The 20,299-nt window shown below is 71.7% G+C and carries 18 protein-coding genes; 5 read left to right on the top strand and 13 right to left on the bottom strand.

The annotated features are described in order from the left end of the window. Positions 1 to 37: 37 nt before the first annotated feature. Positions 38 to 409: a cupin domain-containing protein gene (locus FCI23_RS24790; RefSeq protein WP_136726133.1), complete on the top strand. Its 372-nt coding sequence runs from the start codon at positions 38 to 40 to the stop codon at positions 407 to 409. Here the strand turns inward: FCI23_RS24790 and FCI23_RS24785 are convergent. From FCI23_RS24785 to FCI23_RS24760, 6 genes are all read right to left on the bottom strand, one after another. Further along, entirely contained in the window at positions 402 to 1,268 is an 867-nt protein-coding gene (locus tag FCI23_RS24785) for an esterase/lipase family protein (protein ID WP_136726132.1), read from the bottom strand. The genes FCI23_RS24790 and FCI23_RS24785 overlap by 8 nt on opposite strands. Positions 1,269 to 1,410: 142 nt before the next feature. Beyond that, positions 1,411 to 2,451, bottom strand: a complete 1,041-nt coding sequence (locus FCI23_RS24780; protein ID WP_136726131.1) for a DNA polymerase Y family protein — start codon at positions 2,449 to 2,451, stop codon at positions 1,411 to 1,413. After that, a complete protein-coding gene (locus tag FCI23_RS24775; RefSeq protein ID WP_136726130.1) occupies positions 2,448 to 5,873 on the bottom strand; it encodes a DNA polymerase III subunit alpha in 3,426 nt (1,141 codons plus the stop codon). Before FCI23_RS24775 ends, FCI23_RS24780 begins: the two co-directional genes overlap by 4 nt. Before the next feature lie 270 nt (positions 5,874 to 6,143). Next, positions 6,144 to 7,373: an amidase gene (locus FCI23_RS24770; RefSeq protein WP_136726129.1), complete on the bottom strand. Its 1,230-nt coding sequence runs from the start codon at positions 7,371 to 7,373 to the stop codon at positions 6,144 to 6,146. Positions 7,374 to 7,384: 11 nt separating this feature from the next. Then, complete coding sequence (locus FCI23_RS24765) at positions 7,385 to 8,107, bottom strand: SRPBCC family protein (protein WP_136726128.1); 723 nt, start codon at positions 8,105 to 8,107, stop codon at positions 7,385 to 7,387. 328 nt (positions 8,108 to 8,435) lie between these two features. Beyond that, on the bottom strand, positions 8,436 to 9,065 hold the full coding sequence (locus tag FCI23_RS24760) for an ArsR/SmtB family transcription factor (RefSeq protein WP_136726127.1): 630 nt from the start codon (positions 9,063 to 9,065) through the stop codon (positions 8,436 to 8,438). Positions 9,066 to 9,206: 141 nt separating this feature from the next. On the opposite strand from FCI23_RS24760, the gene FCI23_RS24755 reads away from it, so the two are divergent. Further along, a complete protein-coding gene (locus FCI23_RS24755) occupies positions 9,207 to 9,728 on the top strand; it encodes a GNAT family N-acetyltransferase (RefSeq protein WP_136726126.1) in 522 nt (173 codons plus the stop codon). On the opposite strand, the gene FCI23_RS24750 is transcribed toward FCI23_RS24755, so the two are convergent. After that, positions 9,689 to 10,957 carry an MFS transporter gene (locus FCI23_RS24750; protein ID WP_136726125.1) on the bottom strand — a complete coding sequence of 423 codons (1,269 nt, stop codon included), beginning with the start codon at positions 10,955 to 10,957 and terminating at the stop codon, positions 9,689 to 9,691. The genes FCI23_RS24755 and FCI23_RS24750 overlap by 40 nt on opposite strands. An 84-nt stretch (positions 10,958 to 11,041) precedes the next feature. Here FCI23_RS24750 and FCI23_RS24745 point away from each other — a divergent pair, with 84 nt between their 5' ends. Then, complete coding sequence (locus FCI23_RS24745) at positions 11,042 to 11,578, top strand: ArsR/SmtB family transcription factor (protein ID WP_136726124.1); 537 nt, start codon at positions 11,042 to 11,044, stop codon at positions 11,576 to 11,578. Positions 11,579 to 11,634: 56 nt separating this feature from the next. On the opposite strand, the gene FCI23_RS24740 is transcribed toward FCI23_RS24745, so the two are convergent. Further along, positions 11,635 to 12,720, bottom strand: coding sequence for a S1 family peptidase (locus FCI23_RS24740; RefSeq protein WP_136726123.1), 1,086 nt, complete (start codon positions 12,718 to 12,720; stop codon positions 11,635 to 11,637). Positions 12,721 to 12,952: 232 nt separating this feature from the next. Here FCI23_RS24740 and FCI23_RS24735 point away from each other — a divergent pair, with 232 nt between their 5' ends. Next, on the top strand, positions 12,953 to 13,801 hold the full coding sequence (locus FCI23_RS24735; protein ID WP_136726122.1) for a GNAT family N-acetyltransferase: 849 nt from the start codon (positions 12,953 to 12,955) through the stop codon (positions 13,799 to 13,801). A 31-nt stretch (positions 13,802 to 13,832) separates the two neighbouring features. On the opposite strand, the gene FCI23_RS24730 is transcribed toward FCI23_RS24735, so the two are convergent. Together FCI23_RS24730 and FCI23_RS56630 are read right to left on the bottom strand one after the other, a co-directional pair. After that, positions 13,833 to 14,735 (bottom strand): slipin family protein, encoded by a 903-nt coding sequence (locus FCI23_RS24730; protein WP_136726121.1) that lies wholly within the window; start codon positions 14,733 to 14,735, stop codon positions 13,833 to 13,835. A gap of 78 nt (positions 14,736 to 14,813) precedes the next feature. Continuing rightward, positions 14,814 to 15,761, bottom strand: coding sequence for a helix-turn-helix transcriptional regulator (locus FCI23_RS56630; RefSeq protein ID WP_169316925.1), 948 nt, complete (start codon positions 15,759 to 15,761; stop codon positions 14,814 to 14,816). A 63-nt stretch (positions 15,762 to 15,824) separates the two neighbouring features. Between FCI23_RS56630 and FCI23_RS24715 the strand changes: the two genes are divergently transcribed. Continuing rightward, entirely contained in the window at positions 15,825 to 16,922 is a 1,098-nt protein-coding gene (locus tag FCI23_RS24715; protein ID WP_136726119.1) for a winged helix DNA-binding domain-containing protein, read from the top strand. Between the two features lie 98 nt (positions 16,923 to 17,020). On the opposite strand, the gene FCI23_RS24710 is transcribed toward FCI23_RS24715, so the two are convergent. The 3 genes from FCI23_RS24710 to FCI23_RS24700 all read right to left on the bottom strand — a co-directional run bounded on the left by FCI23_RS24710 (position 17,021) and on the right by FCI23_RS24700 (position 20,263). After that, positions 17,021 to 18,085 (bottom strand): S1 family peptidase, encoded by a 1,065-nt coding sequence (locus FCI23_RS24710; protein WP_136726118.1) that lies wholly within the window; start codon positions 18,083 to 18,085, stop codon positions 17,021 to 17,023. 172 nt (positions 18,086 to 18,257) lie between these two features. Next, positions 18,258 to 19,319: a S1 family peptidase gene (locus FCI23_RS24705; RefSeq protein ID WP_246143950.1), complete on the bottom strand. Its 1,062-nt coding sequence runs from the start codon at positions 19,317 to 19,319 to the stop codon at positions 18,258 to 18,260. Between the two features lie 140 nt (positions 19,320 to 19,459). After that, positions 19,460 to 20,263 carry a DUF1684 domain-containing protein gene (locus FCI23_RS24700; RefSeq protein ID WP_136726116.1) on the bottom strand — a complete coding sequence of 268 codons (804 nt, stop codon included), beginning with the start codon at positions 20,261 to 20,263 and terminating at the stop codon, positions 19,460 to 19,462. Between the last annotated feature and the right edge of the window lie 36 nt (positions 20,264 to 20,299).

Below are 20,299 nucleotides of genomic sequence, written 5' to 3'. Positions count from 1 at the left end.
TTGCTCAAGTTGCCTGCCTATTACAGGAGGGGTTCCCATGCCCGCTGTCCGCACCGCCGAGGCCGTCGTCCATGAGGTGCACGGCGCCCGTTTCACGTCGTACGCCGCGCCCGCGCGCGGCAGCAAGGAGCTTTGCGCCTGGCGGCTGGAGGTCCCCGCGAACCTCACCGGCGTCGCTCACACCATCACCCGCGAGGAGGTGTTCCTGGTACTGAGCGGCTCGGTGCGGCTCAGCATCGACGGCAAGCCGCACACACTCACCCCCGGCGATGCCGCCATCGCCCCCGCGGGCTCCTCCGTCCGGCTCGACACCATGGACGAGCCGGCCGCTGCCTGGGTCACCACCAGCGTGGGCCTGGAGGGCATCCTCGCCGACGGCTCGCGCTTCGCGCCGCCATGGGTCAACTGACCGCCGACTGGCAGTCGGTCGCTGTGGCGTGCGCCGGGTCGAGGGCGTTCGCCGCCTCATGGAAGGCGATTCGGTCGGTGAGGCCGATGGCGACATGCTCGGAGAGGTCGAGCGGGCACAGATCCTGGAGCAGGACGTTGCGCACATCGGTGCCGGTCAGGAATTCGGAGGTGTACGGGGTGACGACTTCGTCGTAGCTGGTCGCTACGACGGTGTAATGGACCCCGGCGACAGTGTCACCGCCGGCGTTGAGCTTGAGCAGGAAGGCCGATCCGGCGACCTGGTCCGTCAGGCCCTGTGGGAGGGTTCCGGCGAGCGCCTCGGCGGCGCCGGGGAAATAGGGCAGCAGTTTGGTGAGCCCGTCGAGGGTGGTGCCGTGGTTGTCGGGGGCGAGGCCGACGAGGGCGTTCACCTTGGCGGCGCCACCAAGGAATTTGAGGTAGTAGCGCGGCATCATGCCGCCCTGTGAGTGGCCGACGATGTCCACCTTGGCCGTACCGGTGGCGGCCAGCACCTGGTCGACGTAGTCGGAGAGCTGCTGGGCCGAGCCGGCGATCGGGCCGAGCCCGTAGAAGACGGGCACTCCGTCCAGTTGGCCGTAGTCGAGGGAGAAGACGCAGTATCCGCGGGCGACCAAGTACGGGGCGAGGCCGAGCCAGTTGTCGGTGCCATTGCCGAGGGTGCCGTGCACGAGGACCACGGGGCGGGGATGGGCGACGGACGGGCGGCAGGAGAAGTCGTTCCAGCCGCTGGTGGTGGCGGCGTGGGCGGCGACAGCACCCGGCCCTGCGGTCATGGCGACCACCAGCGCACCGGCGCACACGAGGGATCGAAGGGATCCCAGCTTCAGGGGCAGCATCCTGTGAACTCCTTGCGGCTCTGAGTGGACTACAACTCAATGCCCAACTGTGATCCGGATCACAAGACACTTGTTCATACGTCAAATTACGCGCGAGTAGCAAAATGCGGAAGCCACGCGTCAGTAAAGAATTCTTCGCAGGTCAGGCCGCCGTGCCGGGCAGCGTGGCCGGGCGCACCGCCCCCGGCCCGAAGCGGGCCCGGGCACGGTCGGCGGCGGCCTCGATGCGGCGGGCCTTGTCGTCGCCGGGGTCGAAGGTGAGCTGCCGGGCGGCGAGTCCGGCGGCCGTGAGGCCCTCCGCGCGCAGCGATACGCCGCGTACGCGGGCGCGTTGCAGACCGAGCGAGGCATACAGCCGGTACGCGGTGTCGGTGAGGGCCACGGTGTGGCCGGTCGGCTCGGGGAGCATACGGGTACGGGTGGTCGTGGAGCGGTCGGCGTAGCGGACGGTGAGGGTCAGTGAGCGGGCGACCTGGCCCTCCGCGCGCAGCCGGGCGCCGAGTTCGTGGGTGAGGGAGAGCAGTGCCCTACGGTGGCGTACGGGGTCGAGCTCGTCGCGTCCGAAACGGCGGTCGCCGGCCATGGCGCGGGCGGGGGCGTTCGGGGTGACCGGGGCCGGGTCGATGCCGCGCGCCTGGTCGTGGACCCGGCGGCCGGCCGCCGCGCCGAGAATGCGTTGCAGCGTGCCGAGCGGGGTGGCCGCGATGCGGCCGACGGTGTCCAGCCCGTACGGGGCGAGTTGCCGCGCGGTCGCCGGTCCGACGCCGGGCAGCGCGGCGGCGGGTATGGCACCCAAGTCCTCCGGGGCGGTACGGACCGCACCCGGCGGCCTGCCCTGCGGGCCGTCGGGCAGGCCGCCGTCGTACACGGCCAGTCGGGCGAGCAGCGGATTGGCGCCGACGCCGATCGTGCAGTCGGCGCCATAGCGGGCCAGTGCCCGCACCCTGACCAGCGCGGCGAGTCCGGCGGCGTCACGGCCGAAGTAGCGCAGTGCGCCGCGCACATCCGCCAGGGCCGCGTCGGGCGGCAGCGCCTGGACGACGGGGGTGATCTCGTGGAGCAGGCCGAGGAGGCGGTCGTACATCTCCGCCCCGGCGTGGAAGCGCACGTACAGCACCCCGGGGGCGCTCGCTGTCCGGCGGCCGCCGAAGGCGTCCGCACCCGCACCCGCGCCACCGGTCATCCCGCGCTCCCCGGGCTGGAGTGCCACAGCTTGCGGCCGGTGGCAGCACGGTCCCCGGCGGGCTGGAGGTCCGCCCAGGGGTGCATCTCGTACCCGGTGGGCAGGTGGATCCGGCGACCGGCACCCGGGTCGGCGGCATCAGGCGCGCCGGGCGCGGCCAGTTCGGCGGCAACGTCCTCCAGGCCGCCTGTGCGACGCAGTTCGACAAGTTCGGCGAGGTTCCAGGCGGCGGCGCCGACGATGCTGAGACTCTGCGGACCGCGCCGCTGGACGACCCCGCGCACCAGCAGCAGCCAGGAGTGGAAGACGGTGTGGGCACAGGCGGCGTGGCTGTCGTCGAAGAAGGCACAGTCGACCAGGCCGGTGCCGTCATCGAGAGTGGTGAAGATGACGCGGCGGCCGGAACGGATCGGCGGGGTCTGGGTGGCGGCCTTCGCACCGGCCACGAGGACGGTCTGGCCGTGCCGTACCTCATGCAGCCGGCGCGCGGGGATGGCGCCGAGCTCTTCCAGGAACGCGAAGTGGTCGTCCATCAGGTGCCGGGAGGCGTCCATGCCGAGGACGCCGAGTTCGGCACCGAGCCGCTCGCCGGCGTCCATGTCGGGGAGGCCCGCCGGGGCTGCGGACCGCCCTTCGGCCAGCGGAAGCTGGCCGTCGGCACCGGCCGCCCGGCCCTGCCGGTGGAGCTCGGCGGCCTGGAGCAGCAGGTCGCGGCGGTTGACGCCGGGGGCGATGGCGTCCAGGGCGCCGACCTGGATGAGGCGTTCGGCGATGGCGCGGCCGGGACGGGCGCGCTGCCAGAAGTCCTGGAGCGAGGAGTACGGCTGCCCGGCGGCGATCCGCGTCGCCGTCTCCTCACTGATGCCGTGCACTTCGGAGAGGGCGAGCCGCAGCCCCCAGACCCCATCGGACACCAGTTCGATCAAATGAGCGGTGCCCGACCGGTTCACATCCAGCGGCAGCACCGGCACCCCGCGCCGCCGCGCGTCCGCGAGCAGCAGCCGCTTCGGGTACATACCCGGGTCATGGGTGAGCAGCCCGGCATAGAAAGCCGCCGGGTGGTGCGCCTTCAGCCACGCCGACTGGTACGTCGGCACGGCGAACGCCACCGCGTGCGCCTTGCAGAACCCGTATGCCCCGAAGGCCTCGACGATCTCCCATGTGTGCCGTACGACCTCCATCCCGTACCCCCGCTCGCGCGCCTGTGCCGCGAACCAGGCCCGCACCCGGCCCTGCCGTGCCGGGTCGGAGAGCGCGCGCCGCGCCTCGTCGGCCATCGCCCGGTCGCAGCCGGTCATGACACGGATAATCTCGATCAGCTGCTCATGGAAGACGACAACGCCATAGGTCTCCCGCAGCGTGTCCTCCAGGTCGGGGTGTGGATACCGCACCGGAGCGCGCCCGTGCCGCGCCTCTATGAAGGGCCGCACCATGTCAGCGGCGACCGGTCCCGGCCGGAAAAGCGATATGTCGACCACCAGGTCGTGGAAAGTACTCGGCTGCAGCCGCCCGACCAGGTCGCGCTGGCCCGGCGACTCGATCTGGAAGCAGCCGAGCGTCTCGGCGGACCGGATCAGCTCATACGTCGCCGGGTCCCCGGCGGGCACGGCGTCCAGGTCGATCCGCTCGCCCGTGACCCGCTCGACCTCGCTCAGCGCATACGCCATCGCGGACTGCATCCGTACGCCCAGCACATCGAGTTTGAGCAGCCCGAGATCCTCGACGTCCTCCTTGTCGAACTGCGACATCGGAAAGCCCTCGCCGCTGGTCGGCATCACCGGCGTACGGCCCAGCAGCCCGGCATCGGAGAGCAGCACCCCGCACGGGTGCATGGCGACCCCGCGCGGCAGCGCGTCCAGCGCCTCCACCAGCTCCCACAGCCGCCCATGGTCCTCGCCCGCGACCGCTTTCAGCTCGGGCAGCTCGGCGAGCGCGGCCCGGGCGTCGCGGGCCCGGATGTGCGGGAACGCCTTGGCGAGCCGGTCGATGGCCGCCGGGTCCATGCCGAGCGCGGCGCCCACGTCCCGGATGGCATGCCGCACCCGGTAGGTCTCGGGCATGGCGACTGCGGCGACCCGCTCGGCACCGAAGCGCGCGAAGATCGCGCGGTACACCTCCAGCCGGCGCGCCGACTCCACGTCGATGTCGATGTCGGGCAGCGCGCTGCGCCGCCCGGACAGGAAGCGCTCCATGAGCAGCCCGTGCTCGACGGGGTCTGCGCTCGCGATCCCCAGCAGGTGGTTGACCAGCGATCCGGCGCCCGAGCCCCGGGCCGCGACCCGGATCCCCATGCCGCGTACGTCATCGACCACCTGGGAGACGGTGAGGAAGTACGTCGCGAAGCCGAGCCTTTCGATGATGCGCAGCTCGTCGTCGAGCCGCCGCCAGTACTCCGGGTCCCCGTCGTGCCTCAGACGCACCATCCCGGCGGCGCACCGCGACCGCAGCACCCGGTCGGCGGTCCGGGCGCCCGCCCCGACCAGCTCCGGCTCGGGGAAGTGCACCTGCCCGATGCCGAGGTCGTCCTCGGGGTCCACCGCGCACCCGGCGGCCATCTCCTCGGTGGCCCGCAGCAGCCGGTGCGCCTCCCCGCGCCGGCCGCCCGCCGCCTCGGCGATCCGCTCGGCGGTACGGGCCATGTCGCCGGCACCCTTGAGCCAGCGCTCGCCGCTGTCCAGGGCTTCCGGCCTGGTCACGTCGATGGGCATCAGGCGGCGGGCCGCGTCCAGCACATCGGCCACCTCGCCCTGCCCGGGGTCGGCATACCGTACGGCGTTGGTCAGCACCGCCGTGACGCCCTGCTCAGCCGCGAAGCCCACCGTACGGGCGGCGAGCCGCAGCGACCCCGGCCCGGTGCCCTGGTTGCCGTGCCAGGCGGTCTCCAGGCGCAGCGCGTCCCCGTACACCTCGCGCCAGGGCCGCAGCAGCTTCGCCGCCCGGTCGGGGCGCCCGGCGGAGAGCGCCCTGCCGACCTCGGAGTCCGCCCCGAGCAGCACATACAGTCCGTCTCCGCTGCCGCTGCCGGCCAGGTCGCTCCAGCCGGTGCCGCCGTCCGTGTGCGCCGCGCTGACCAGCCGGCACAGCGCGCCCCACCCTGCCCCGTCGCGGGCCAGGAAGAGCGCTCGGTCCGCTGCCTCCGCCACGAACGCCCCTCCCTTCACCGGCGTCCGCCGCCGCCCCTCCCCCGGCCGCCCTGCGCCGTACGCCGCGGGCACCGCCACCCCCGCCCCGAACACCGGCCGCACCCCGGCCGCCACGCACGCCTTCGCGAACCTCACCACCCCGGCAACCGTGTCCCGGTCGGTCAGCGCCAGCGCGTCCATCCCGCGCTCCGCCGCACGCTCCGCCAGCCGTTCCGGGTGCGCCGCCCCGTACCGCAACGAGAAGCCGGAGACCGTGTGCAGATGCGTAAAGTCCGGCATACGCACCTCCTACTGTTCCCGCGGCTCACGCGCCCCCTCCGACCTGCCCTACCTGCGGGCCTCTCCTTCCACCATAGACCACTCCTCGAACATTAGTACGACCAAGCTCGCGGGGCTGAAGCCGGCGAAGTGAGCAGTCGACGGGCCGGCCCGGGAGCCAGCAAGCCCCCTGTCACCACGAGGGGGCGGCCACCCGGGGCTCAGCGTCCCGGAGGGCCGCCCCCTGGGGGTACTAGGGCCGGACAGGCCCTAAAACCCGGCAACAAGTTGTCAACCCGGCAGTACGGCCGCGAGCACGGCGCCCCGGGCCAGCAACTCCTCGTCGGCGCCCGGCAGACCGACGCACTGCAGCCCGAGTGGCAGCCCGTTCCGTGCCGCCCCGGCCGGCAGCGTCAGGGACGGCAGCCCGGCGCCGCTCCACGGCAGGCACATCACGCCCGACCCGGTGCTCGACAAGCCGCGCGGCGCCGGGCCGGTCGCCGAAGGAGCGAGCCAGAGGTCGATGCGAGCGTCGGACATCGCCGCCGTCAGCCGGTCGTGGAAGTCCTCGCGCTGCCGCAGCGCCTTCGCGTAGTCGTCGTGACCGATCGTCTGTCCCTGGCAGATCGCGGCGGCTGTCTGCTCCCGGTAGAGCTCCCCGAAGCGCGGAAACCACTCAGCGTGTGTCCGCGCGACCTCAAAACGATTGATGACATACAGACACTGGAAGATCTGCTCGAAGTCAGGCATCACCGGTATCCGGCGCACCGGGAAACCGGCCGCCCGCAATGACCCCACCTGCTCCTCGAACGCGTCCAACGCCTCGGCCCCGGCCCGTGCCAGATACGGGCCGTCCGGGACTCCGAGCACCGGTGGCCGGAGGCCCGGCCCCAGGGCCTGCCGCCAACCGTCGCACAGCACGCTCGCCGTGAGCGCCACGCCTGCCACGTCGGCGGCGAAAACCCCTACCGTGTCGAAGGACGGCGCGTTGGCGATCACCCCCTCCACCGGGATCCGCCCATGGGTCGGCCTGAAGCCGACCACCCCGCAGTACGCCGCCGGGCGGATCACCGAGCCCACCGTCTGCGTCCCGACCGCCAGCGGCACCATGCCCGCCGCGACGGCCGCCGCCGACCCGCTGCTCGAACCGCCGGGCGAGTGGGCGGGGTTGCGCGGATTGCGGGTCGGACCGGGCGCCGTCACCGCGAACTCCGCAGTGACCGTCTTGCCCGCCACCAGCGCCCCTGCTGCCCGCAGCCGGTCCACCAGCGGCGCCTGCGGCCCTGCGAACACCTCGGGCGGCAGGGCGGACCCGGCGCGCGTAGGCAGTCCGTCGACGCGGATGATGTCCTTCACACCAACGGGTACACCCTGCAGCGGAAGCCCTGCTCCCGGCACCGACCGCGCATCGCGCTCCAGGCGGTCCCGCCTGCCGGGCTCGGGCAGGAACGCCAGGATCTCCTGGTCGAGTTCGCCGATCCGGTCGCAGATCCGGGCCGCCTGTGCGAATGCGTTCTCCATGGCCTACGAGGTTAGGACTGCGCGAACACTCCGTTCAGCCAAGACTGCCAAGTCAAGCGGACCTTGTCCTGGTCCACGCCGTCAGCGAAGAGGTGGAGGGCTATCCCGATCGGCGCCCCGAAGGCGTTCCGGCCGAAGAAGCGGTACAGCCCTTCATCCGTTCGCAGGCCGATGAACTCCGGGGTGAGGTAGTCGACCACCACGTCCAGCGGCTCGATGCCCGGCAGCGTGACCCGCACCGAGTCGTCCTGGGCCACGTCGGCGCCGAGCCCGAGTTCGTCCCGCAGCACCTGGAAGGCGTCCGGCGCCTTCGAGGCGTCCGGTCCGTCGGTCGCCACATACGCCACCGGGCAGCGGCTGAAGTAGGTCAGGTACTGCCTGAGGGTATGGAGGTAGAAGTCGGTGTGCTTGTCGGCGCCGTCGTACTGGTTGTCCCAGTCGTCGCCGAAGATGCCGCTGTGAACGTAGCGGAACCAGGTCGTACCGCCGTCACGTCCTTCGATGACGTGCTCCAACTGGTTGAACCAGCCGTTCTCGCCCTCCACCCGGGTGACAAAATGGTGCGGCGGCTCCCAGACGGTCACAGTGCCGCCGAAGGCGGCCGCACCACCCTCTCGCGGCTCGAACTCCATCGGCCACAGCCAGCCTCCGGTGCCGGTCGTGATCGCGTCCCAGTACTCCTCGGGGGTGGTGTGCAGCTCGCCTTCGCGCTTGATCTCGAATTCCTTGGACATCTCTACCACTCCTTCTTCTTGAGGGTCTTCAACGGGGCGGCGATTGGCCTGGTGAAGCCGCGGAAAGCCGATTCGGCTCGGGCGTAACCATATGGACTGCCTCTCGTTCTACCTGACATACACGCCGCGTGCTGGAAATGCGCGCGGTCCCCGCCACTGGCATCGTGCTTCACCTGCGGTGACCGGTTCAGCGTCCGGCGGGGCAGCGATCCCAGGGTGTGCCCGACCCGAAAGAGCCGGGCACAGTCCAGACGCTGGCACCTCGTCACCGCCAGTGACGCCGCACACGGGCTCTGCCCAAGGATCGGCCCGGACTCGTCCGCGCTCGTCACCGCTTCCACCCCTCGGGGCCACGCGATGACCCAGGATCCTTAAGAGTTCCAGAGACGCTTGGGTGCAGGGCGACGACGAGGCGGTGCGGTCGGCCGCCTTCCGCCGTCTCGTCGTGGTACTTGCCGACCAGGGCAGCGAGGGTGCCGGTGAGCTCCTCGGCGAACGCGGCCCGGTCGGCGGCCGAGGCGAACCGGATCTCGCTGTCGATGGCGAACGTCGCCAGGCGCTGCCGGGCGGCGGTCGCGCCGGCTATGAGCCCGCCGACCTCCTGAACCAGCCGGGCCGCGAGAGCGAGCAGCCAGCGGGCGGACAGCTGGTCCGGGGCCCGGGAAGGGTCGGGGGCCACCTCGGGCAGCGCGGTCGGGGAGATCACATAGGACGCAGCGGTCGCCTGCAGTACGCGCTCCGTGCAATTCCCCTTGCGACGCTCCTCGACCAGCTCGACCAGGCCGTGCCGCTCCAGCGCCCTGAGGTGGTAATTGGCCTTCTGCCGGGTCAGCCCGGCCCGGACGGCCAGCGTGCTGGCCGAGCCGGGCTCGGCCAGCGCGGCGAGCAGCCGGGCCCGCACCGGGTCCAGCGATATCTCGGCGGCGGCCGGATCGTCTATCACTGCCACATCGAACATACGACCAGCGTTCCACCGACAAATATTCTTGTCAAGGATGAAATCCCTGTCGGATGGGACGCCAACAGGCAACGCGGGCAACGGGCAACGGGCAACGGGCAACGGGCAACCGAGAAGCCTCCCGCGGACGTCGGAACGGCCATGCAGACATCACCCGCTGACATCACCGTCCGCCCCGCGACCCCGGCCGACCTCGACGCGATGGTCTCCGTCCACACCGAGGCCCGTACCGCCTACTACCGCGCGGGCGGCCTCGACGACGCGGAGATCTGCACCCCCGCCGAGCACGCCGACCGCATCGCCGGCTGGGCCCGGGCGATCCGCAGCACCGACCGGACCACGCTCTGCGCCGTACGCGAAGCTGACCCGGACGCATCGGCGGTCCTCGGCATTCTGGCCATCGGCACGACCGGCGAACTGCACCAGATCCATGTACGCCCGGACAACTGGGGCCGCGGCATAGGCTCGCTCCTCCACGACGCCTACGTGCGGACGCTGCGCGACGCGTCGATCCCTTACGGCACCCTCTCCGCCTGGGAGCGCAACCCCCGCGCCCTCGCCTTCTACACCCGCCACGGCTGGCGCCCCGACGGCGAGCGCACCCCGGGCCCCGGCGGGGCGGACTACCTGCGGCTGCGGCTGGAGCTTGGACCGGCCTCCTGAACCGGCGCCGTGTCCGGCCCCGTTCCCCGGTCCCGCACCCCGCCCCGCCGCAGCGCCCCTGACGCCGCCACCGCCACCACCGCGCCCGCCACACCGAGCGAGCCCAGCAGCACTCGGTAGTCGACGACGGCGACCAGCCCGGCGCCCACGAGGCTCCCCAGCGCCGTAGGGGCGAAGACGACGGTGCTCGCGGTGGCGGCGACACGGCCGATGAGGTCCCCCGGGGTCTCGCGCTGGACGGCGGTCAGCCCGGCGACGATCACCCACGGCAGCCCGACGCCGATCGAGCCGCTCCCCGCGAGGACGGCGGCGGTCAAGGGGACGGCCCGTAGAGCGATGCCGGTGGCGAAAACGGCCATCCCGGCGGCGGCGAAGAGCCGTTCCGGCATCCGGCGCAGCAGCGGACCGGCGAGGAGTCCGCCGACGACGGAGCCGGCGCCCTGCACGGAGTAGAGCACTCCGGTGAAGGCCGGAGAGCGGTGCAGCCCCGCGTCGACGACCGCGTAGATCGCGGAGCTGCTGAGAGCGGAGAGCAGCATCGCGGCGGAGCCGACGCCCACCAGGCGGCGCAGCGCCGGATGCCGCCGCAGATAGCGGATGCCCTCGGCGGTCTGCGTGCGCCAGCCGCCCGTGGTGAGCGGGGCCGGGGCCGCTTCCCGTACCCGCAGCAGGGCGAAGACAAGGGCGGCGAGGGCGAAGGTGACGGCGTCGAGCAGGGCGACCGGGCCACCGCCGTAGCGGGCGAAGAGCCCGGCGCCGATGAGCGGGGCCAGGAGCTTCATGGCCTCGTTGGCGGTCATGCGGAGGCCGTTGAAGTCGCCGCGCAGCGCGTCGGGGACGGTGGCGGTGACGATGGCGGCCTCCGCCGCGTCGCACAGCACGGAGGCGGTGCCGTAGAGGAAGAGGACGGCGAAGATCAGCCAGACGCCGTGGCTGGAGCGGACGCCGAGCAGGACGGGGAGCAGGAGGGCCAGGCCGGTGTTCACCGCGACCAGCAGCGGGCGACGGCGGACCCGGTCGGCGAGGGTACCGATGAGCGGGCCGAGCCACATGGGCGCCCATACGCAGAAACCGGCCAGCGCCGCAAGGCTGTTGGAGTTTGTCAGGGACTTCACCCAGATCCCCGCGACCAAGAGCATCGCGGAGCTGCCGAAGCCGGAGATGAGCACTCCGCCCAGGTACAGGCCCGCATCGCGGTCGCGCAGGACCCGCGCGGTCCCCCATTCCATGTGGGTCCTTCCGGCCGCAGACAACTACCAAGTGAATGCTAGGGGGTTGCGGGACCATCGGTCCAGCACGATTAACTAAGCCGCATGCCCGCGACCGACCCCACCCTGCGAGCCCTCGCACATCCCGTACGGCTGCGCATGATGTCACTCATCTGGACCGTCCCCCTGTCCGCCGCGGAACTCGCGCGCGAACTCGGCATCTCCCACGCCCTGGCCAGCCAGCATCTGCGCCGGCTCGACGCGGTAGGCCTGGTCGAGCTGGCCGAGGTCCGCGCGAACCGCGGCGGCCGGGAGCGCCGATACCGCGCTGTGCACGGCACCCCGCTGTCGGAACAGCAGGAAGGTGCCCCGCTGCTCGCCGAGGCGCTCTCCTTCAACCTCCGTGAACGCGCCGCCCGGCGCGCCCCGCACCGCGCGGGTGTCACCGCCGACGCCGAGTTGTGGGTGGACCCGGAGGCCTGGGAGGACTTCCGCCACCGGCTTGCCGCCTTGCTGGTCGACCTGCACGACGCGGCCCGCGCCCCGCGCTCGCCGGGGGCGGTGCATGTCGGCGCGACGGTGATGGCGTTCCCCCTCGCCGGGCACGGGCACGGGCACGGATACGGCCGCGGACGTACCTGAGAGCCACCGCTCCCAAGTACGTCCTACGTCCGCACATGGCTGTACGCATACGTAGCTCAGCCGATCTCAGCACCAAATTTGCTGAGCGCCGCCGTCACCGGCTGGAAGAAGGTCTCACCTCCGGTGGTGCAGTCGCCGCTGCCTCCCGACGTCAGCCCGACAGCGGTCTCGCCGGAGAAGAGCGGTCCTCCGCTGTCGCCCGGCTCGGCGCAGATGTCGGTCTGGATGAGCCCGGTGACGGTGCCCTGCGGGTAGTTGACGGTGGCGTCGAGGCCGGTGACCGTTCCGTCATACGCCCCGCTGGTGCTGCCACTGCCCACCACGCTCTGGCCGACGGTGGGGTCCGCGGCCCGGGTGATCCGCTGGAGCTGGCCGTTGCCGAGGTCGACGGCGCTCGGGTGGTCTGCGCCCGTGTCGGTGTACCGGACCAGTGCGAAGTCGGCGGCGCCGGGGAAGGTCGCGGCCTGGGTACGGCCGATCTCGGCGCCGTTCCGGGAGTCCGACCAGCTCGCGATGTCCACCCCGCAGTGTCCTGCGGTGAGGAAGAACGGCTTGCCGGCCTTGACCACGTTGAAGCCCAGCGAACAGCGCGCGCCGCCGCCGAAAATGGCTCCGCCGCCCGCGGCGAAGGTCTCGTACCTCCCCGTCGACCGGTGGATCCGGGCCGTACCGTCACCCAGTGAGGTGACGGCGGCCTCCACGTGCCGCCATTTGGCGTCGGTCACCGTGTTGTCCACGGTGACCAGCAGCTGGTCGGCGCGGGGGTCGACCGACCAGGAGGTGCCGGGGATGGTGGCCCGCTGCTTCAGGGTCCGGGCGGCGGCGGTGAGTTTCGCGGTGCTGTTCTCTACGGTCTTGGCTACGGCACCGGCCGCACTGACGGTGTCGGCGGCCGAGTCGTCGAGGACATTGACGACCAGGTGGTCGGTCTGGGGGTCGTAGTACGTCCCGGCTGTGCCCGCGCCCAGTTTCGTGGTGAGCCTGGAGGCCAGCGTGACCGCGGCGGCGGGGGTGAGCGATTTGGGCGTCGGCGTCGGCTGCGAGGCATTGGCATTGGGCAGCAGGATCGCCAGGGCGGTGACTGTGATGACGCCGGCTCCGATCAGTGCGGCTTTCCGCTTGGATAAGTGTCGGTGCAGCAATTCGGACCTCCCGTGGGGGGATGTGCCCGCACGTCCGTGTAGCGGGCACGGAGGACATGCCGGTACGGACTGCGCCCCCCATAGGCGCCGCGTCCACGCCAAGCTACGGGTGAGTATTCCGAGACCGAGTCGTGATCTGCAAGGCCCCTTCCACCTGTGCGGGCGGCGGTGTAGCGTCCGCGCCCGGAAAACCGCTGGCCCGGGACCGGTCATACGTGGTGGACTGCCCGCGATGACCACCACCGGAATTCCCGAATCCCGCGAGCTCTCCGCGCGGGCCCTCGCGTATCGCGATGCCTACGACAGCCAGCTCCGCGCTCGCGTCGTCGCCGGGTCAGCCGCCTACCGGTCGGTGGAGAGCGTGGGCCCGGTTGTCAGGAAGATCTACGAGAGCGGCCACGGCTTCATCGGCTACCAGGATCTCGGCGGGCTCGACGGCGCCGCACTCGACTCCTTCATCGCGGCCCAGCGCGACCACTTCACCGCCCTCGGCCTTGAAGTCGAGTGGAAGCACCACAGCCACGATCTGCCCGCCGACCTGCCGGAGCGGCTGCGTGCGGCGGGCTTCGTCCCCGAGGAGCCGGAGACCGTGCTCATCGGCGACGCCGCCGGGCTCGCCTCTCCGGCGGAGCTGCCCGAGGGCGTACGGCTGCGGGAGATCACCTCCCGTACCGACCTGGAACGCGTCCGCGCGCTGGAGGAGGCCGTCTGGGGCCGGGACCACAGCTGGCTGCCCGACGTCCTGGAGCGGGAACTGGCCGGACCGGGCGACCCCTGCGTCGTGGTCACCGCCGAGGCGGACGACACGGTGGTCTGCGCGGCATGGGCCCGCTTCCACCAGGGCACCGGCTTCGTATCCCTGTGGGGCGGCTCCACCCTCCCCGCCTGGCGCGGCCGCGGCATCTACCGCGCCACCCTCGCCCACCGCGCCCGCCTCGCCGCCGACCGCGGTTTCCGCTACGTCCAGGTCGACGCGTCCGCCGACAGCCGCCCCATCCTGTCCCGCCTCGGCCTGCTGCCGGTGGCGACGACGACCCCGTTTGTCCTGCGTCCCGCGAAGACCGGCCCGTCCGGCGGCTGAGGTCCGCCCACCGATCGGGCCGCGCGGTCTCTCACTCCCGCTCCCGCTCCTGGCCGGCGCCGTCCTCCGTCCGCGCCCCATCGGCCGACGCCCCATCGGCCGACGCCTTCTCCACTGCCGGGGGCGCTTGGGCCGCCGGCACCGCCGCGCCGCCCCGAACCGCCTGCGGCGAGGCCTCGGACGCCGGCGTCGCCCGCTCCAGGAAGCGCAGCAGCTCCACCGGGAACGGCAGCACCAGCGTGGAGTTCTTCTCGGCGGCGACCGCCACCACCGTCTGCAACAGCCGAAGCTGAAGCGCGGCCGGCTGGTCCTGCATGACCTCGGCCGCCTCGGCGAGCTTCTTCGACGCCTGGAGCTCCGCGTCCGCGTTGATCACCCGCGCCCGCCGCTCCCGGTCGGCCTCCGCCTGCCGGGCCATCGACCGCTTCATGGTCTCGGGCAGCGATACGTCCTTGATCTCGACCCGGTCGATCTGCACGCCCCACCCCAGCGCGGGGCTGTCGATCATCACTTCGAGGCCCTGGTTGAGCTTTTCGCGGTTCGACAGCAGATCGTCCAGATCGCTCTTGCCGATGATCGAGCGCAGCGATGTCTGCGCGACCTGCGACACCGCGAACTTGTAGTCCTCGACCCGCACGATCGCATCGGCCGCGTTGATCACCTTGAAGTAGACGACCGCGTCCACCTTGACGGTGACATTGTCCCGGGTGATGCCGTCCTGGCCGGGCACCGGCATGGTGACAATCTGCAGATTGACCTTCCGCAGCCGGTCCACGATCGGAATGATCATGGTGAACCCGGGCGCCCGCACCTGATCCTTGAGGCGGCCGAACCGGAAGACCACGCCTCGTTCGAACTGCTGCACAACGCGTGCCCCGGCCAGGAAGTACACCACACCGGCCGAGAGCCCGGCAGCTATCAACTCCACGACCATCACGGCCCCCTGCCGTCCGGTACCGCAGTAACTCCACGGTACCTCGCAGTGCCCTTCCGGGCGCCGGTCCGGAGGGCGCTATGTCCCCCGTATCAGCCGCTCCGCGACCACCCGCAGCCGCTCCTTGAGCTCTGGCGGCTCGTGCACCTCGAAGTCGACTCCGAACAGCCCCAGGTAGAGCGCGAGCGAGTCCAGCGACTCGAAGCCGGTGCGCAGCAGGCAGCTGTCCGCGTCCACCGCCTCCACCGTCGCGAAACCTGAGGACGTGTACTGCGAGACCGTCTCCGCCGGGGCCCGCAGCGCCACCACCGCCTGGTAGCGGTACGCACGCGAGGTCACCCCGGCCGCCACATACGCCGCCGCTTCCATCGGGGGCTCGCGCGGGGTGAAGCGCGGGCCGGTCGGCGACTTCGGGTCCATCCGGTCGACCCGGAAGGTCCGCCAGTCCTCCCGGCCGGTGTCCCAGGCCAGCAGGTACCACCGGCGCGCGTGGTGCACCAGGCGGTGCGGCTCCACGGTGCGCCGGCTCGACGCACCGTCGTGGCCCAGGTAGTCGAAGCGCAGCCGCTCCCGGTCACGGCACGCCGCCCCGATGGCGGTCAGGACGTCCTGCCCGACCATCGGCCCGTACGTACGGTCCGAGACCGCGACCGCCTGCATCGCCTGCACCCGGTGCCGCAGCCGCGAGGGCAGCACCTGCTCCAGCTTGGCCAGCGCCCGCAGCGAGGTCTCCTCGATCCCGGCGACCGTGCCGCCCGCCCCGGTGCGCAGGCAGAGCGCGATCGCCACCGCCTCCTCGTCGTCGAGCAGCAGCGGCGGCAGCGCGGCGCCCGCGCCCAGCCGGTAGCCCCCGGCCGTGCCGGGCGTGGCGTGCACCGGGTAGCCGAGGGCACGCAGCCGCTCCACGTCACGGCGGACCGTGCGCGGGGTGACGTCCAGCCGCTCGGCCAGATCGGGCCCCGTCCAGTCGCGGCGCGACTGGAGCAGTGACAGCAGACGCAGCAGCCGTGCGGAGGTCTCCAGCATGGCGCCAGTCTGCCAGCCATTGCGGACAGGAGCTGACCGCATCGGTCCGTACCGTTTACGACCATGGAACCCGTACTGGACCGCAGGACCCTGGGGCGCGCCCTCGTGGAGCGGCAGCTGCTGCTCCGGCGGTCGGGCCTCACCACCGAGGCCGCCCTGGAACACCTCGTCGGCCTGCAGGCCCAGGTGCCCCAGGATCCCTACGCCGCCCTGTGGTCCCGGCTGGCCGCCTTCACGCCGGCCGGTCTGTCGGCGCTTCTCACAGAGCGTCGCGCGGTACGGCTGACCCTGATGCGGGGGACGGTCCACCTGGTCACCGCCGGGGACTGTCTTGCCCTGCGCCCTGTCATGCAGCCGATGATCGAGCGCCGGCTGCTCAGCAGCTTCGGGAAGCAACTCGCCGGGTTGGACACCTGGCCGGTCGCCGCCGCCGGGCGCAGAATCCTCGACGAGCAGCCCCTCACTGCCGGCCGCCTCGGCGAACTCCTCCGTGAGCAGTGGCCCGACCGTGACCGGCTCGCCCTCGCCCTCGCCGTCTCCGCCCGCGTCCCCCTCGTCCAGCCCCCGCCGCGCGGCCTCTGGCGCCGCTCGGGCGCGGCCGTGCACCTTCCCGCGGAATCCTGGCTCGGCCACCCCGTCGCCGACGACTCCACTCCCGATTCCGCGGTCCTCCGCTACCTGGCCGCCTTCGGGCCCGCCTCCGTCAAGGACATCGTCGTCTGGTCCGGCTTCACCGGCGTACGCGCCGTCATCGACCGCCTGCGGCCGCGGCTCCGTCCCTACCGCGACGAAAACGGCACCCAGCTCTACGACATCGACGGCCTCCCCCTGCCTTCCCCCGACACCCCGGCCCCGCCCCGCTTCCTCCCCCAGTACGACAATCTCCTCCTCTCCCACGCCGACCGCAGCCGGGTCTTCCTCACCGACGAACACCGTCAGCGGTTCCTGCTCTCCGGCCGCGAGAAGCGCGGCGGTCTCCTCGTCGACGGCTTCGTGCACGGCACCTGGCGGATCGAGGAGCGGAACGGCTCCGCCACCCTCACCGTGGAGCCCTATGTCCCGCTCACCGCACGCGACCGCGCAGCGGTCGTGGAGGAAGGCGAGCGGCTCCTGGGCTTCGTGGCGCAGGAGAGCGAGAAGCGGGACGTACGCCTCACCTGACATCCCACCCAGCGCGGCGGCGCGGGCGAGCTGGACACGCGTGGCCGGGGCCCGGCGGGCGCTCCCCCGCCTGCCGGGCCCCGGAGTTCGGAAGAGGCTCAGAACACGCTCACGCCGTAGTAGCTGAGCGCTTCGGCGACGGGCTGGAAGTAGGTCACACCGCCCGAGGTGCAGTTACCGCTACCGCCCGAGGTGAGGCCGAGGGCGATGCCACCGGAGGTGTACATGGCGCCGCCGGAGTCACCGCTCTCGGCGCAGACGTTGGTGCCGATCATCTGGTAGACGACGTCGCCGCTGCCGTAGTTGACGGTGGCGTTGAGGCTGGTCACGGAGCCGGAGTGGATACCGGTGGTGGATCCGGACCGCAGGACCGACTCGCCGACGTAGGCGGTGCCGGAGCTGGTGATGTCCGTGTTGCCGGCGGTGCCGGACTTGGTGATCGAGGTGTTGGTGTACTTCACCAGGGCATAGTCATTGGTCGGGAAGCTGTAGCTGACATTCGTCCCGAGAGTGGTGGTGTGGCCGGAGTTGCTGTACCAGGTGGAGGCGACCTGTCCGCAGTGGCCGGCGGTCAGGAAGTAGTACGTGCTCCCGCTGACGACATTGAAGCCCAGCGAGCAGCGGTAGGAACCGCCGTAGATGGCGTCACCGCCCGCGATCAGCTTCTTGAACGTCCCGGATGTCCGCGCGATGCTCACGGCACTGCCGTAGGAAGCGGTGGCGGCCTTGAGCTTGGCCAGCTCGGCCTTGGAGACAGTGCCGTCGGCGCTGACGACCAGCTTGTCGGTCTTGGGGTCGACCGACCAGGCGGTGCCGCCGATGTTGGCGGCCAGGGTGGCCTTGTCGGCCTTGGCCAGCCGGGCGGAGCTGTACTTGACCAGCTTGGGTACCGCGCCCGCGGCGCGCACGGTCTGCGCGGCGGCGGTGGTGGTGACGTTGACGACGGTCGCCTTGGTCTTGGCGTCGTAGTACGAGCCGGCGGTGACATTCGCGCCGAGGGACTTGGCAACCGCGGCCGCGCGCTCGGGAGTGGCCTTCGCCTGGGGGGCAGCGTTGGCGGCGGGCAGGGAGAGAGCGGTGGCGGCCAGCAGGCCGGACGCCACGGCGATCAGCCGCGCTCGTCTGACGATACCGCTGCGGTGGGGAGTGCGCGTGGTCCTCACTGGTTCCTCCTGTGGGGGGTGGAAAAGGTCCGGGGGGTGCGGGCCCGTGAGGCGCAGGCAGGGACACCATACGTCATGCCCCTGACAAGCACTGCGCAGGAGTATTGCCGCCCTGTGGCGGCTGCACAAGGGCACCGAAGGGTGTCCTTACCAGTAGAGGGACCCTGAAGGGTCAGTAGACACTGACGCCGTACGCGCTGAGCGCTTCGGTGACCGGCTGGAAGAAGGTCGTACCGCCCGAGGCGCAGTCGCCGCTGCCGCCGGAGGTAATACCGAGGGCGATGGGTCCGGAGTACAACGGGCCGCCGGAGTCACCGCTGTCGGCGCAGACATTCGCGCGGATCAGCTGGCGGACGATGTTGCCGTCGCCGTAGTTGACCGTGTAGCCGAGCCCGGTGACGGTGCCGGTGCGAGTGCCGCTGCTGCTGCCGCTCCGGGAGACGGACTCGCCGATGTAGGCGTCGCCGGCGCTGGTGATGTCCTGGCTGCCGACAGCGCCCGGCTTCGGGACCGAGCCGTTGGTGTAGCGGACGAGGGCGTAGTCGTTGCCCGGGAAGCTGTAGCCCGCGTTGGTACCCAGCGCCGTGAGGTGACCGAGGTCGCTGTACCAGGTGGAGGCGGCCTTTCCGCAGTGGCCGGCGGTCAGGAAGTAGTACGTGCTCCCGCTGACGACATTGAAGCCCAGCGAGCAGCGGTAGGAACCGCCGTAGATGGCGTCACCGCCCGCGATCAGCTTCTTGAACGTCCCGGATGTCCGCGCGATGCTCACGGCACTGCCGTAGGAAGCGGTGGCGGCCTTGAGCTTGGCCAGCTCGGCCTTGGAGACAGTGCCGTCGGCGCTGAGCACAAGCCTGTTGGTCCGGGGATCCACGCCCCAGGCGGTGCCGGCGACATCGGCGGCCAGGACGGCCGCGCCTGCGCCGGCCAGCTGGGCGGAGCTGTGCCGGACGAGCCTGGGCACCGCGCCGGCCCGGCGCACCGCCTCGGCGGCGTAGGCGGTGGTGACATCGACGATGGTGGCGCCGGCTCTGGCGTCGTAGTACGCGCCGGCGGTCACACCGGCGCCGAGGCGCCCGGCGACAGCGGCCGCACGCTCCGGGGTGGCCTCTGCCGAAGCGGCGGCGCCGGCCGGGGGCACGGAGAGCACGACGGCGGTCAGCAGGCAGAACGCGACGGCGAACGGCCGGACGCGTCTTGCGGTACCGCTGCGGGGATTGGTTCGCTCAGTCCTCACGTGATCCTCCTCGAATGTGCTTAGAGGAGTATCCAGAACGGGACACAAACGCACAAGAGTGCCTTTCGGCCGCGTAACCATGACGAAACGGCGATCCGGCGGTCAAAACAACCGCCGGATCGCCTGCTCCGGCGGGTGCCTCACTTGGTGAGTACGGCGCGCTCCCCCGCCTCCACCGGGAACGGGAGGGTGTTCCCGGGCGGCGGGAACGGGCAGATGAATCCGTCCGCGAAGGCACACGGCGGCAGCAGCGCACGGTTGAGGTCGAGCACCACCGAACCGTCGGCTGCGGGCGCCGGCGGGCGGATGAAGCGGAAACGGAAGCTGCCGGTGCCGCTGGTGCCGTCGGCGATGACGCCCCAGAGGGAACCGTCCGGCTCGACGGCGACGGCCAGGGAGTGCCCGGTGCCGCCGACGGTGAAGGCCAGCTCGCCACCGACGGCCAGCCCGCGCTCCACCCCGTCCGCGTTGGGGACCCGGACGGAGCGGTCCTCGCCGTACGGGCGGAAGACGGCGGGCAGCACCCACCGCGGGTCGTAGTCGAAGGCCTCGATCCCGGCGAAGGCGAGCCGGGCACCGGCGGCCGGGTCCCAGATCCGTACCGCCCACAGGCCCTCGCGGTGCAGCACCACCAGCCGCCGTTCGCCGTGTACGAGACGGGAGGCGTCCACCGGGCCGGTGTCGGCGATGAGCGGGACGGCGCCGTCCAGGGGCCGTCCGTCGACGGTGAGCCCGTCGTCCGGCCCGGCCGTGAGGACCACCCCGTCGCCGTCCCCGGTCTGCGCCCAGTGGCCCGGTACGCCCTCGATCCGGCCGTCCACCGCGTCGACCAGCCAGTATGTGCCGGTCAGCGACAGTGACCCGTACGGCGCCGAAACGGTCTCGGCGCGCTGCTCACGCCAGGCCTTCCAGCTCTGCTGTTCTTCCTCGGACTCAGTGCTCATATCGATCAAGCCTCCCATACCGGCTGCCGCAGACCG

This window comes from Actinacidiphila oryziradicis (assembly GCF_005047355.1).
Taxonomy (GTDB): Bacteria; Actinomycetota; Actinomycetes; order Streptomycetales; family Streptomycetaceae; genus Actinacidiphila; species Actinacidiphila oryziradicis.
This window is presented reverse-complemented; position numbering and strand designations above follow the sequence as displayed.